Raw genomic sequence first — 13,649 nt, 5'->3', positions numbered from 1 at the left:
ACGGGTACACGGGCCGCCCCCGAAGGACGCGCGTGTGCTGCGGCTCAGCCGCCGTAGCGGCGGTGGCGGGCCGCGTAGTCGCGCAGGGCGCGCAGGAAGTCCACCTTGCGGAAAGCCGGCCAGAAGACCTCGCAGAAGTAGTACTCCGCATGGGCCGTCTGCCACAGCATGAATCCGGACAGCCGCTGCTCGCCGCTGGTGCGGATCACGAGATCGGGGTCGGGCTGGGCGCCGGTGTAGAGGTGGCGGCTGATCAGGTCGACGCTGACGGAGTCGGCGAGGTCCTCCATCGAGGTGCCCCGGTCCGCCGCGTCCACGATCATCGAGCGCACGGCGTCGGCGATCTCCTGGCGACCGCCGTAGCCGATGGCGACGTTGACCAGTATCCCGTCGACGTGCGCGGTGGACTCCTCGGCCTGCTTCAGCGCGGTCTGCACGTGGGAGGGGAGGATGTCGGGCGTGCCGACGTGGTGGACGCGCCAGCGGCCGTCGGCGGCGAGCGTGCGCACGACGTCCTCGATGATGCCGAGGAGCGGGACGAGTTCTTCCTGGGGGCGGTCGAGGTTGTCCGTCGACAGCAGCCAGAGGGTGACGACCTCGACGTCCGTCTCGGTGCACCAGCCGAGGAACTCCTCGATCTTGTCCGCGCCGGCCCGGTGGCCGTGCTCGGTCGTGGAACCCGCGGCCTTCGCCCAGCGTCGGTTGCCGTCCATGATGACGCCGATGTGCTTGGGCACCTGAGCGTGGTCCAGGTGGCCTTCCACCCGGCGTGCGTACAGCCTGACCAGAAGGCCGCGCAGCTTGTCGCGCAGGTTCACGTGATTGTCAGCCCCTCCGTACGGTGCGGTCCCCGCGGGCCGCAGCCTACCCCTGTGCGGACTTGGGCAAAAAAACGGGCCGGTCCGTGGGGGGGGAGACGGACCGGCCCGAGGGGGGGTTTCCACCATAACCCTTCGTGAGTGCTGCTGCGTGCATCGGCGCGCCACAACTACTCTCCGCAGCCGTCCGGCGACGCGGCGCTGACCGTTCCGGCCGTCGATCATGGGTGATTCATGGCCGAAACACAGCGGATTCCCAGGGAAACTCACTCGTTCGCCGACGGAGGTCGGGGTTCCGGGGCGCATTCGGTGCCGACCGGACATCCGCCCGCACTTCCCCCCGACGGGCTAACCCCGAGGCGAACCCCATCTTGACGCGGGCGTCACCGCGCAGCCCCCTCCGCCGCGCGGTGACGTCCACGCAGCTTTGCTCACGCGAATTGCCTCCGCTAGAACTTACGCGAGGCCCACGCCGGACAGGAACCGATCGCGATAACAATGTGGAAACTCCGTGAAGGCTACATCCGGTCCCGGCATCGCCGGGAGGGACGATTCCCGGCCGAAACGACGGCCGCGCCCCTCACGGGCCACCGGCGAAACCCCGGGCCGAGCGGCGGGCCTACGGTCGGCGGGCCTCGACGAGGTGGCGGGTGCTGTGCGCCACGAAGGGGCCGTCGGCGAGGATCTGCTCGTGCAGGTCGCGCAGCCGCGGCAGGTAGGCCGCCACCGTGAAGCCGGGGACCATCCACACCACCTTGCGCAGGAAGTGCACGACGGCGGCTATGTCGTGGAACTCGACGCGCAGCCGTTCCGCCCGCAGGTCGACGATCTCCAGGCCCGCCGCCTCCGCGTCGGCGCGCTCACGGTCGGGGTGACGGTTGCTGCTCACCGCCTCCGGCTGCGGCCCGAGGAAGTACTCGACGAGCTCGAAGACGCTGCGGGGGCCCACGTGCTGGGCGAAGTAGGTCCCGCCGGGCCGCAGCACACGGGCGATCTCGTGCCAGTGGGGCCGCACCGGATGCCTGCTGCTGACGAGGTCGAAGGCGGCGTCCGCGAAGGGCAGCGGGGCGTCCTCCGGGTTCGCGACGACCGCGATGCCGCGCGGCCGCAGCAGCGCGGTGGCCTTGGCGACGTTGGCCGGCCAGCCCTCGGTCGCCACGGTGAGGACGGGAGCCTTGGGCGCGGCCCGGCCGAGAGCGAAGTCCAGCGCCTCCCCTCCCCCGGTCTGCACGTCGAGCGCGGCGTGCGCGCCGGCCAACCGCCCGGCCAGCGACAGCGCATATCCCCAGGAGGGCCGCGCCTCGGTCGCCCGTCCCTCGAACCAGGAGAAGTCCCACCCCTCGGTGGGGACGGCGGCCCCTTCGGCCACCAGCCCCTCGAAGAGAGCAGACTCGTCACGCCCGTCGTCCTTCTTCATAAGGGGATCGTCCCAGAGGGCCGGTACCGATCGCGTGCGAATTTCTCCCCGCGGACCGGGCCCCCTCAGCCCATTTCGTCCACCTCGACCGTGACCCGCGCGCCCGTCTCGACGCCCCACCCCGCCATGGCTCCCGCCTCCGCCTCCAGCACGTGCCGGGCACGCGGCCGCGGCAGGCCCAGGCGGCCGGGGCGCATGGTGCGCACGGCGAGGACGGTGAGGTCTGCGCTCAGATAGGCCACGTCGATGGGGATGCGCATCCGGAACGTGTGGATGCCGGAGGCCGGGGTGAGCAGCAGCGCTCCGTCGACGGCGTCCCGCCCCAGCAGCCCCCTGGTGCGCGCCCGGTAGGACGCGGCGACCTGCAGCGGGACGATCGCGAGGGCCCCGCCGCCCCCGTGCACCGTCAACCGGCCCCGCCCGTCACGCCAACGCCGCCCCATGTCCCACCTTTCGCGTCCCCCAACGCTTACCCTTCCGACCGTCCGTCGAGTCCGTCCGTGGTCCAGCGAGGTGCGTGATGCGCAAGATCGTCCTGATGATGTCGGTGTCGCTCGACGGGTACGTCGAAGGACCCGGCCGCGACATCTCCTGGCACCGTGTCGACGAGGAACTCCACCGGCACATGAACGACGTCGTCCGCGGGCTGGGCGGGCTGCTCTCCGGCCGGGTCACCCACGAGCTGATGGCCGGCTTCTGGCCCACGTACGACTCCGGCCCCGACGTCGATCCCGACGGGGCGATGGCCGAGTTCGCCGGCATCTGGCGGGAGATCCCGAAGTACGTGTACTCCCGGACCCTGCGGAGCGCCGACTGGAACACGGTGATCGTCCGGGAGGTCGTGCCCGACGAGGTCCGCGCCCTCACCCGGCAGCCGGGCGGGGACCTCGGTCTCGGCGGTGCCGACCTCGCCGCGGCCTTCCTGCACCACGACCTCGTCGACGAGATCCGCCTGTACGTCCACCCCGTCCTCGTCGGCCGCGGCAAACCCCTGTTCCCCCACCCCGACACCATGACGCCCCTCACCCTGCTCGAGTCCCACACCTTCGGCAACGGCGTCGTCCTGCTGCACTACCAGCGGGCGAGTGAAGAGGGCGTGCAGAGCGGCGGGAAAACGCCGGTCGCATAGCCGAACGCTGCTTTACACTCCCTTGGTTCGGGCAAAGCCCCGGCCAAGTCCGCGGCCGGGCAACGGGGAGGTTCGGCGAAACATGGCGTGGGACGAGTGGGAGCAGTTAAAGACCTCGGCCGCTGAACGGTCCGCGACAGGTATGCAGTTGAACCACATCCCGTCCGACCCGGGCAGTGGCGGCACCGGCGATCTGGTGGTCAACCAGGACGATCTCGGTGCCGTCGGTCACGACGCGCACACGCTGTTCGAGGATCTGCGGGTCGGGGCCGACATCGCCGGCGCCGGCGCCGACAAAGAGGGCGCGGGGAGCACTCAGCAGGCCGCCACGTCGTTGCAGTCCCACGGCTTCACGTCGGGCGGAGCGCTGAAGACGACCGTGGACGTCTGGACGTCGCAGCTCAAGACGGTGCTCCAGGCCTGCGCACACATATCCGACCACCTCGACTTCAGCAAGAAACTGCACGCCGAGGACGATGCCAAGATCGGGGCCGTGCTGCTCTCCGGCGACGGCTCCGCCCTGCCAGTGTCCGAGATCAGCAAGTACTTCCGGTAGGGGGAGCGCAGTGGCCCTCACTTACACGGATCTCGTCGAGGTCGACCTCGGCAAGCTCGGTTCCGCGGTCTCCGACTGGAAAAAGAGCGTGGACCTGCTCAAGACGGCGGCGGAGAACGCCCGCACGGGCATGCAGGCCAAGTCGGACAAGGCCCGGTGGGCCGGCGTGAACGCCACGGTGACCCGGGAGTTCGTCACCAAGACGGTCAAGGAGATCTCCGACCTGCACGTCGAGGCCGACAGCATCCACACGGTGCTCGTGGACGGCCACACGGAACTCGTCGCACTGCAGAAGAAGATCAGGACCGCGGTCCAGCAGGACGCACCGAACCTCGGAGTCCGTGTCGAGGACATCGGCGAGGGCAAGGTCCGCTGCTTCTTCCCGCACGTCCGGGGTGACACCGACGAACGCACTCAGGAACAGCTCGACGCCAAGCAGGAGTTGGAGGACCGCGTCAACCGGTTGGTCGCGCACGCCTCCGAGATCGACGCGTCCCTCGCCCGTGCGCTGGCCAAGAGCCACGGCGGCGACAAGCACAACGCCGGTCACGCGTCGTACGGGTCCCTGGACGACGCCCAGGCCGAGCGCGCGGTCGAACTGGCCAAGCTCGGACCGAAAATGACCGACAAGCAGTACATGGAACTGAACTCCATCATGCGGTTCAACGCCACGGACGCCGACTTCTCCACGGACTTCTACACCTCGCTCGGCGGCCCGAAGGAGACGCTGGAGTTCTACGGCCGGATGTCGCTGGACGGCACGATGGGAGACGACAAGGAGCGGCTCGCCCTCACCCGGCAGCTCCAGCGGAACATGGGGCTGGCCCTGGCCTCGGCGACCGATCCCGACAACAGGCCGCACCTGCCGGCGAGCTGGTCCTCGGAATTCCGCAAGCTGGGCACTCAGCAGGTCCAGCTCTACCCCGGCGCGGGCAGCGCGCCGTACGGCTACCAGCTCCTCGGCGGAATCCTGCGCTACGGCAACTACGACCCGAGGTTCATCAACCCCATCGCCGAGCACGTGGCGCAGTTGCACAAGGCGAATCCCTACCGGTTCGTGGCGAACAAGCCCATGGCCGTCGGATCCGACCTCGACTGGGGCTTCAACCCGTCGGGCAAGAACGGCAACGGCTACGACCCCCTGACGAGCGTCCTGGAGGGCCTCGGACACAGCCCCGAGGCGGCGAAGAAGTTCTTCACCGACCCGCCGACCGTCTACCGGGAGGACGGCACGGTCGACAAGAACGGCACCGTCACCTACGAGAACTACTTCGAGGTCCTGAACGACAAGGACTTCACGTGGGCCCCGGACAGCCTCGCCCACCCCTCCAGCGACGAGGCGGCACACGCCCGCGAAATGGGCCCGGACTCCCTCGGCCACGCCCTGGAGGCAGCGACCACGGGGTCGGCGTGGGACGCGGACCCACCGGCGCTCCACCGGGACGAGCAGACGGCCGACATCATGGAGAAGGTCATCAACCGCTACAACGTCGCCTCCGACCACGGGTCGCCTCCCGACGTCATGAAGGACAGCCTGGCCCGCATGGGCGCGGCGTACATCGACGACCTCAACTACTCGGTCATGGACTTCGGCAAGGCGGGCGACGAGCTGGGCCGCGCCCGGATCTTCGGCGACAGCAGCGACGGTTCAGCGCACAGGAGCTTCGGTGAACAGGGGGCGCGGAATTTCATGATGCTGGTCGCCGGGGACGAGGAGGGATACCAGACATTGTCCGCTGCCCAGCAGGTCTACACGGCGAGCGGACTCGCTTCCCACGAGGGTGCCCGTGACGACGGAATCGCCTTCGCCCACAACTCGGCCAAGGTGAACGGCATCCTCGACGAGTCCCGGGCACACCAGATTCGCGAGGACTTCAAAGACGACGAGACCGCCCGGAACCTCGCGATGGAAAAGCAGGGCGAGTGGCGCAAGACGTTGGCGTCAGGAGGTGTCGCGGCAGGTGTCGCGGCTGTGACGGCAGGCGCGACGGCCGTGTTCCTGGGACCGGCTGCCGGCGTAGTCGCCGCCACTGCGGTCCCAGTTGTCGTGGAGGTCGTCGGGTCCACCCTCGACACCGGATACGGGACTCACACACTGCAATACCTTGAGGACAACGAGTACAAAAACGACCCTGAGGCGCTGCGGTCGGTGCAAGGCCTTGAGGCCGCCGGCGAGCGCGGAGCCTGGGTGCCCGTGAACAACTACGCCGACGCCATCGGTATGACACAGGCAGAGAAACTGGAGCTCAACCGGGAGATCGAGGGTTCGTACAGGGATGGGAAGGACGCCATCTCGGACGCGGAGAAGGTGTCGCAGTGAAGCCCGTCCAGAAGATGCTTCCCTCCGTCTGTGTGGTGGCCGCGGTACTGGCCCTGCTCTCCGCGTGCTCCGGTTCGGAGGACGGAGACGGCAAGGACAGGAATGACGCCCCGATCGGCTGGAGCACCTGCAACGCGCTGTTCGGTGCCGACCGGATCGACGCCCTCCAGGACGCGATGGGTGAAGGGACCCTGGAGACCCTGAACTCGCCGTTTCCGGTAGACGAGTTGATGTCCGCCCGGGCCGCCGTCACCCGGCGCTGGGAACCTGGCAAGGAGTTGAGCCTGCGCACCAGGGACCACCCTTGCGAGCTTGGCGTGGACAACACCAACAAGCGGTTCGCCTCGTATGCAGCCTGGGCATTGGACTCGCCGGCGAGAATCACGGCCGGTAAGGCGGGGTCCGGTTGGGAGTCCGCGGGCAGCGTCTACGTCAAGCGGGAGGATGCAGGCTTGCATGTCTTCGCTGTGTTCCCCTGCAAGATCAAGGGTTCCCACAAGGACCAGGAGGCCGGCCTCCCCTTCGAGGTGGAGACCCAGGTAAGGAACGTGCCCAACTTCGACACCAAGCTCCTCGACGAGATGACCGCCCAGTTCATCCGCACATTGGCCGAAGGGCTGCCGTGCACCAATGACCTGCACATCCCGGCCACTCTGTGAGTGCGCAGGTGCCACAGACCGCCGTTCACCGCTCTTGCTCCGTCGACTGATGGTGAACGGCAGCGGGCCGTCCGTCAGTACCTGACCGGAAAACCACCATCTCGAACAACGAATAGGTGTCGTCGTGGGATGTCTGACGCGGATCGCCCGGTGGGGGGTGATCGCGGCGCTGGCGCTGGCGACCGGATGCTCGGGCGAGCAGTCGCTGAGCGAGCAGTACCCCACGCAGTGGAAAACCTGCAATGCGCTGCTCGGCACCGGGAACATGGAGTCTCTGCGGGAAATCGTTGACTCGGACGACCTCAGGTTCTCCCGCCGTTCTTTGCCCGTGGAGCAGATCCAGAAGGGTTTGACAAGAGAAGCGATCGAGCCCTACGACGAATACAAGGGATTCGACGAATACGAGGTCTGCGGGCTCTCGGGCGACGGCCAGTTCAAAGCCATGGCGATGTGGGCCGCAGATAACCTGAGGGCGGTACAGGCCGACACCGAGCTATGGCACCGGGCGGCCGAGGACGTCTACGTAGCCAACACCTCCTACGTAGTCGGCGACGTCAACCTTCTTTTTCGCTGCGACATCAAGGGGGCGGGCGAGCAGCAGAAGCAGGTGCTGATCGAGACCAGGATCACCACGCCAGGTAACCGGAAAGCCTTGGTAGATCTCCGTCGGCGGCTGATCGTCCATCTGTCCCGCGCGCTTCGAGATGAACTGGCATGCACTAATAGGCCGGATATCCCGAGCGACTTGGCGATCGGAGGGTGAACCGGCCCTCCTTGGCCGTGGAGGGACTTCGGGTTCCTACTATGACGGGAGAGCGCTCGTGGGAGATCTGGAGAAGGTCGGATAGGGAATGCGCATGAGATCTGATTGGGCCTTCCGGTGCGGAGCGCTGACGGCACTGGCTTTACTGGCGGGCTGCTCCAGCGAGCCTTCCCTCCGTGAAAGCTACCCTGTTCAGTGGCAGACTTGTGACAAATTGTTCGGATCCAAGAACATGGACTTGATGCGCAGCACGGAAGGCTCGGACGACCTCCGTTTCACAAATGAGGCGTTGCCTGTCGGCAACCTACGGAATGGACTGGTCGAAGAGGTAGTGAAGTGGAGCCCAGACCAAAAATACTATTCACTCAAAGAATATGCCCCCTGCAGTCTTTCAGGCGAAATCCTCCTCTCCACGACCGTGGAATGGGCCAAAGACAACCTCAAGGCCGTCCGATCGGCCTCATCACCTTGGCGTCCCGTTGGCGGAGACGTCTACGCCGACCATCATCATTCGGCGAGTGGTCGGGACACCGACGCTATATTCGCTTGCAAGATCAGCGGTACTGATGGCGAGCAAGAGGCACGGATACCTCTCGAGGTGAGAGTTCGAACGAGAGCGCTCAAGGTGTCGGCCGACCTCCACGAGCGATTGGTGGTCACCCTCGCCCGCTCGCTGCGCGACGCATTGAAGTGCACCAATGCCCCGCTGATTCCCGACGACCTGGCGCTCAGCGAGGAGTGACAGTGCTTCGCCAAGTGGGTGCCTACCCGAGATCCCGGCAGGCAGCGAAGTCCGTCGGGCGGCGGCACCTGCCTGCACGTCCTCGTTGCCGGGGCGGCCCGCCGACTCGCTCGGACAGGCCACCCTGCTACTCCGGCCTTCCCGCTTGGCGGGTGGGCGAGGGGACGGAAAGGACGTCCGGCTCCGGCGGGTAGTGCGCGGCGCAGGTCCGGCACGCGTACACCACGAAACCGGGTCCCGAGTTCTGGTGGACGACTCCCACCACGACCGGAGCCTCGGTGGTCACCTCGCAGCGGACGCACATCCGTACCGGCGGGCGGGGTTCCCTGTCCCCCGTGCCCATCACGCCGCCCTCTCCGCGCCCACGACATGCCGGCCCAGGTCGATCCCGAAGTCGGCCGCCATGACCAGGGCCACGTCTCTGCTGCACCTGACCTTACTAAGCAATGTATAGCTATGTATAGCTCTCTAAAGATTCGCATAGCTCGGCCCCGGCTTACGTTGCCCTTGTGAGTGACCGCAGTGAGGTGCCCGACTTCAGCCCGCAGGGGTCCCAGCTCATCTATGTCGCCGTGGCCGACCACGTCGAGGCGAGGATCCGCAGCGGAGAGCTCCAGCCCGGCGTCCGGCTGTCAGCCGAACGCGATCTCGCACAGGAATACGGCGTCGCCTACCTCACCGTCCGACGGGCAGCTCAGGTTCTGCGCGACAGGGGACTCATCGAGACGGTGCACGGTCGCGGCACGTTCGTCGCCGACCCGCTGCCCGAGTCCGGGAACAGTGAGCCGCCGCAAGAGTGACGCTCAGCTCGCCGTGCGGGGAAAGGTGACCTCCACTCGGCGGTTCTTCTTGCGACCGGCCTCGGTCGAGTTGTCGGAGATGGGGTACTGCTCGCCGTAGCCGCGCACCTCGAAGGTGATCTTCGGGTCGTTCAACTCTCCCGCGAGTTCCGCCTGGACGGCGTCCGCCCGCTGCTTCGACAGGACGTCGCCGTGCGCGGAGGAGCCCAGGTTGTCGGTGAACCCGAAGACGCGGACCAGGGTGGTGTTCTGCTTCTTGATCTCGGCGGCGATCGTGGTGATGCGTGCCTTCGCCGCCGCGCCGAGCTTCGCGCTGTCCTTGCCGAAGAGGACTTCCGCCTGGAGCGCGAACGTCACGTCGGCGTTGGTGTCCTCCCGCCGTTCGTCGCCCGTCTCGTCCTCGACGACCTGCTTGATGTCGAGCACCTTGGGCTCGGCGAGTGTGCCGCCCTCGGGGAGCTTGAGATCGGGGTCGTTGGCGTCGACGTCCACAGGCGCGGACGCGGTGGGTTCGGTGCCGGGCGGGACGCTGGGGGTGTCGGCCCGGGCGGGGGCGGGGGCGACGAGCACGGCGGCGACGGCGAGGACGGCGAGGGTGAGACGGGACGGGAGTGGGCGGGTGCGGGTGCGGGTGCGGGGCATGGGGGGCCTCACCCGGAGATGGTGATGTCAGCAGGGGCGAACATGGGCACCTGCAAGGTCACCTGTGCGGTGCCGGCGGGCGGTGCCGGAAACTGCATGAAGACCGGTACGGAGTCACCCGACTTGATGCTCGAGACGCCTGTGGTGGTGAGTGGCCGGCCGTCCGTGTCGCGGAGCACGTAGTAACGCTTCTTGCCCTTGGCGTCCACGAGGGTCGCGCCACCGAAGGACTTGCCGTTCCTGATGATCTCTGTCTCGTTGCCGCTCAACTGGGCAGGGATCGTCAACAACTTGTCACTGTCGTTCTTCAGGTCCGCGGACACCGTGACGAAGCCACCGGAGTCACGCATTGCCGAAGTGATCTCCAGCAGCAGTCCGGTCGGACCTTTCAGTTCGGCAAGAGGCTCATCGGACTGTCCCTCCTGGGCGCTCGGCGCAGAGCCTTTCCCCTTCGACGCGGACGCCGACGCCGATGACCGCGGCTTCTCGCCGTCGCCGCCGCCTCCGCTGCAACCGGCCACGCCAAGGACCAACCCGGCCGCCGCGGACAGGGCGGCCATCCTCCTGACGGCCTTCGCCGTGAACCGAATGCTCATCACGCTGCTTCCTTCTCGTCGTTCGCTGCTCAGTCGGCCAAGTGGACGTGGAAGAGGTCCTCGGGCCGGGGGAGTTCCGTGAGGTGCTCCGGATCCAGAGTCCACTCCTCGCCGTCGCCACAGGTGAGCGTGGGCAGCAGGACCGGGTCGGCGTCCTCGGGCAGCTCGAATGTGCAGGCCGGCTCGATCACCGCGGTGGCGGTCGCCTTTGCGTGCAGGTTCTCGGTGCCGGGCACGATGGAGTCGCCGACGGGCTCGGTCGTCTCAACGTCCACCGTGTATCCGGGGGCAGCCCGTCCGAGGGTCCGCACTCCGCGGTCGCGTGGTTTGCCGCGGCCAGCTGGGCCGCACGTCCACACCCGTCGAAGACGGTCTCCGTGGCGTCGAAGATGGCCTGCCACTTCGTCGGGTCGAGCACGCTCTCCGTCCAGTCGCGGGCGAGCTTGTCCCTCGTGTCCAGAGCCGCGGCGAGCGCCGCCGCGTCCGCGGCCGTCTGCGCGCCGTTCCGGTTCGCCGCGGCCTGTCCCACGGCGAGGTAAGCGAGCGCGAGAAAGAGCAGACCCGCCACCACCGTGATGTAGATGGGGAAGGCCTGCCCTGCGTCGCCGAACCGAGGTGACGGCGTCAGCCTGAGATGACCTCGTTGATCTTGTCCGTGATCGCGTTGTAAATCGTCTGGCCGATGTCCGTGCCCGTGATCGCCAGGACGATCGCCACGACCACGGCGATGATGCCCAGGTACTCCACCGCGGTCTGGCCGCTGTCGTTGCGGCGCGCTCGGGACTGGACACGGGCGACGACCGTGTTGATCCACTGGGTCATGCTGTTCCCCTCCGGGTGTCGCGTGACCGGCTCGCTGGGTGCCGGTGCCGCTGTCGGCACCCTGAGCGTAGGCCTCGACGCCGGTTCCGGTAGAGGGCCCGCGGGCCCAATTCCGGGCCCAATTCCGGACCGCCCGGCCGTTCCGTCGCCTCCTCGTCACCCGTCAGCCCACCCCTCGGTGTGCGGCGCCGGGTGCCGTGCCCAGCCATGTGGCGGTGGCTTCGGAACGGCTGGCGCTGTGGAGTTTCGCGAAGATGCGGTTGATGTGGTTCTTGACCGTCTTCTCGCTGATGAAACAAGTGGCGGCGATCTGCTGGTTGTTCATGCCCGATGCGATCAGGTCCATGATCTCCGCCTCCCTCGCGCTGAGTCGGCTTCTCGTGCCGGCTTCCCGTGCCCGTGCCCGTTCCGGTTCCCCGTCGCGTTCCCGTGTCGACTGTCCCATAACAGGTTGCATCTGCGAAAGCCGATTCGGTGAAGTCACTGGAAATAGGGGAAGTGGGTCCGTTTCTGCGTGTGCAGTCGCATCGGTGTAGAGGTGTGCCATCACCGCCGTCGCAGCCGTCGGAGTGAGATGGGCGCGGCCCCGGGTGACGTCCCGTACCGCCGACGTCAGTTCCTCGACGGTGAACTCCCCGTGGACCAGGTATCCGCCCGCCCCGCCCCGCAGGGAAGCCTGGACGATCTCGGCCTCGTGGCTGTACGTCAGCATCACGACCCGTGCGATCCGCGCCAGGTGCGGAAGGGCCGTGAGGCCGTCGACGCCCGGCATGCGGACGTCCAGGAGGACGACGTCGGGGCGGTGCCGTGCCGCGGCCTCGTAGGCCTCGCGGCCGTCCGCCGCCTCCGCGACGACCGTGATGTCCTCCCGGGAGGAGAGGAGAGCGGTCAGGCCCGCGCGGACCACCGGGTTGTCGTCGGCCACCACGACGCGCACGGGGGCGGGACGGGGAGGAGGCGGGAAGAGCGGCTGCACCGCGGCGGGGGGTGCGGGTGGGGCCGGCATGACGTCGCTTTCCTTCGGGAGCGGGAGGCCGTTCACGGGCGGGACGCCGTCAGGGGGAGTTCGAGGCGGACTTCGGTGCCCTCGGGGTGTGCGCCGCGGCCGATGTGGATGCGGGCGCCGATGGCGGCGGCCCGCTCCACCATGCCGACCAGGCCGAAATGGCCGGATCGGCGTAGATCTTCGAGTGTGGTGCCGTCGGGCAGGCCTCGGCCGTCGTCGTAGACGCTGATACACAGGCGGTCGCCGTGGACGCCCGCGTGCACGGCGACGCGGGTCGGGTCGGCGTGGCGCCGCACGTTGTCCATGGCCTCCGAGGTGATCGTGAGGAGATGGCGGGCCACGACGGGCGGCACGGGCAACGTCGTCCGGTCGCCGGTGGCGTGGTAGCTGGCCGGCAGCCCCGTGAGGGCGGCGAAGTCCCGGGTGCGGGCGGCCAGTTCGGGCAGCACGTCGACGCCCCGAACCGTGTCCTCCGGCTCCTCGCGGCGCAGGTCGGTGAGGAGTTCACGGGACTCCGCGGCGGCCTGCCGTGCGGCGCGCGCGATCAACTCGGCGTGCCGGCGCACCCGGGCCGGGTCCGTGTCGGGCGCGACCGCCGAGCAGGCCAGGGCGTCTGCGGCGAGCGCCACGCCGTGCAGCGTCTTGGCGACCGAGTCGTGCATCTCCCGCGCCAGTCGGGCACGTTCCGCGGCGACCGCCTCGGTGACGGCGAGGCGCGCCTTGACCTCGGTCAGGGCGTGCGTCGCCGCGCCGAAGCGGAGCATCAGCCCGCGCAGGGTGGAGCCCATCGCCCCCGTGATGACGCAGAGGCCGGGCAGCAGCAGCCGTTCCGCCACGCTCACGTCCGGCCCGTGCCGCAGCGCCGCGTGGACGAGCAGCAGGATCAGCGACTGGAGGGAGGCGAAGCAGGCGGCGCCCCGCCAGCCGTAGACGATGCCGGCCAGCAGCGGCGTGCAGACGCTGACGTAGGCGAGTGTCGTGCCCGGGCCCGCGGAGACCAGCAGCAGAGCGCCGAGGAGGGTGTCCGCGACGAGCAGCGAGGGGTGTCTCAGCAGGAGGGGGCCGAAGCGTTCCCAGTCGCGGAAGAGGACGTACGAGCCCATGAAGGTGACGACGACCGCCGCCCCCACCAGTCGGACGCCCATTCCCGGGGCCGCGTTGAGGAGGGCGGCCGGGGCGGCGACGGCGATCATGGCCAGCCGGAAGCCGAAGACCTGCCGGGACATCGCCTGCAGCGCGTTGACCTGGATGGGGATGGGCGGGTCAGGCAGGCTGAGCGGGATGGGCGCGACCGGCGTGGGCGGATCCGGCGGCCCGTTCACCCGCCTTCTCAGCAGCCTGCTGCGCGCCCTCGCGATCGCCCTCGCGATCACCCTCAC

The 13,649-nt window shown here is 68.4% G+C and carries 15 protein-coding genes and 1 pseudogene; 7 read left to right on the top strand and 9 right to left on the bottom strand.

The features are described 5' to 3' along the window. Nucleotides 1-44 precede the first annotated feature (44 nt). From QA802_RS26870 to QA802_RS26860, 3 genes are all read right to left on the bottom strand, one after another. Nucleotides 45-818 carry an isoprenyl transferase gene (locus QA802_RS26870; RefSeq protein ID WP_319164563.1) on the bottom strand — a complete coding sequence of 258 codons (774 nt, stop codon included), beginning with the start codon at nt 816-818 and terminating at the stop codon, nt 45-47. A gap of 619 nt (nt 819-1,437) precedes the next feature. Then, entirely contained in the window at nt 1,438-2,235 is a 798-nt protein-coding gene (locus QA802_RS26865) for a class I SAM-dependent methyltransferase (RefSeq protein ID WP_334527629.1), read from the bottom strand. A gap of 65 nt (nt 2,236-2,300) precedes the next feature. Beyond that, complete coding sequence (locus QA802_RS26860; protein WP_334527626.1) at nt 2,301-2,678, bottom strand: DUF192 domain-containing protein; 378 nt, start codon at nt 2,676-2,678, stop codon at nt 2,301-2,303. A gap of 77 nt (nt 2,679-2,755) precedes the next feature. On the opposite strand from QA802_RS26860, the gene QA802_RS26855 reads away from it, so the two are divergent. The 7 genes from QA802_RS26855 to QA802_RS26825 all read left to right on the top strand — a co-directional run bounded on the left by QA802_RS26855 (nt 2,756) and on the right by QA802_RS26825 (nt 9,204). Continuing rightward, entirely contained in the window at nt 2,756-3,364 is a 609-nt protein-coding gene (locus QA802_RS26855) for a dihydrofolate reductase family protein (RefSeq protein WP_334527623.1), read from the top strand. Between the two features lie 82 nt (nt 3,365-3,446). Then, the gene (locus tag QA802_RS26850) at nt 3,447-3,920 is read left to right on the top strand and encodes a hypothetical protein (protein WP_334527620.1); all 474 of its coding nucleotides are present in this window, start codon (nt 3,447-3,449) and stop codon (nt 3,918-3,920) included. A gap of 10 nt (nt 3,921-3,930) precedes the next feature. Further along, nucleotides 3,931-6,240, top strand: coding sequence for a hypothetical protein (locus tag QA802_RS26845; RefSeq protein ID WP_334527617.1), 2,310 nt, complete (start codon nt 3,931-3,933; stop codon nt 6,238-6,240). Continuing rightward, the gene (locus QA802_RS26840) at nt 6,237-6,899 is read left to right on the top strand and encodes a hypothetical protein (RefSeq protein WP_334527614.1); all 663 of its coding nucleotides are present in this window, start codon (nt 6,237-6,239) and stop codon (nt 6,897-6,899) included. The genes QA802_RS26845 and QA802_RS26840 overlap by 4 nt, the downstream gene beginning before the upstream one ends. Nucleotides 6,900-7,056: 157 nt before the next feature. Then, nucleotides 7,057-7,662 carry a hypothetical protein gene (locus tag QA802_RS26835; RefSeq protein ID WP_334527611.1) on the top strand — a complete coding sequence of 202 codons (606 nt, stop codon included), beginning with the start codon at nt 7,057-7,059 and terminating at the stop codon, nt 7,660-7,662. A 241-nt stretch (nt 7,663-7,903) separates the two neighbouring features. After that, a complete protein-coding gene (locus tag QA802_RS26830; protein WP_334527608.1) occupies nt 7,904-8,404 on the top strand; it encodes a hypothetical protein in 501 nt (166 codons plus the stop codon). Between the two features lie 509 nt (nt 8,405-8,913). Further along, nucleotides 8,914-9,204: a winged helix-turn-helix domain-containing protein gene (locus tag QA802_RS26825; RefSeq protein WP_334527605.1), complete on the top strand. Its 291-nt coding sequence runs from the start codon at nt 8,914-8,916 to the stop codon at nt 9,202-9,204. 3 nt (nt 9,205-9,207) lie between these two features. Here the strand turns inward: QA802_RS26825 and QA802_RS26820 are convergent, their stop codons facing one another. From QA802_RS26820 to QA802_RS26795, 6 genes and pseudogenes are all read right to left on the bottom strand, one after another. Then, a complete protein-coding gene (locus QA802_RS26820; RefSeq protein ID WP_334527602.1) occupies nt 9,208-9,846 on the bottom strand; it encodes an OmpA family protein in 639 nt (212 codons plus the stop codon). Between the two features lie 8 nt (nt 9,847-9,854). Further along, the gene (locus QA802_RS26815; protein ID WP_334527599.1) at nt 9,855-10,442 is read right to left on the bottom strand and encodes a hypothetical protein; all 588 of its coding nucleotides are present in this window, start codon (nt 10,440-10,442) and stop codon (nt 9,855-9,857) included. A gap of 29 nt (nt 10,443-10,471) precedes the next feature. Further along, nucleotides 10,472-11,070, bottom strand: a pseudogene (locus tag QA802_RS26810) (pilus assembly protein TadG-related protein). Continuing rightward, nucleotides 11,067-11,264 carry a Flp family type IVb pilin gene (locus tag QA802_RS26805; RefSeq protein WP_334527597.1) on the bottom strand — a complete coding sequence of 66 codons (198 nt, stop codon included), beginning with the start codon at nt 11,262-11,264 and terminating at the stop codon, nt 11,067-11,069. Before QA802_RS26805 ends, QA802_RS26810 begins: the two are co-directional and overlap by 4 nt. Nucleotides 11,265-11,427: 163 nt before the next feature. Beyond that, nucleotides 11,428-12,306, bottom strand: a complete 879-nt coding sequence (locus tag QA802_RS26800) for a response regulator (RefSeq protein ID WP_503461613.1) — start codon at nt 12,304-12,306, stop codon at nt 11,428-11,430. Continuing rightward, a complete protein-coding gene (locus QA802_RS26795) occupies nt 12,303-13,496 on the bottom strand; it encodes a sensor histidine kinase (protein WP_443042295.1) in 1,194 nt (397 codons plus the stop codon). Before QA802_RS26795 ends, QA802_RS26800 begins: the two co-directional genes overlap by 4 nt. Between the last annotated feature and the right edge of the window lie 153 nt (nt 13,497-13,649).

It is taken from the genome of Streptomyces sp. B21-105 (genome assembly GCF_036898465.1).
Classification (GTDB): Bacteria; Actinomycetota; Actinomycetes; order Streptomycetales; family Streptomycetaceae; genus Streptomyces.
This window is presented reverse-complemented; position numbering and strand designations above follow the sequence as displayed.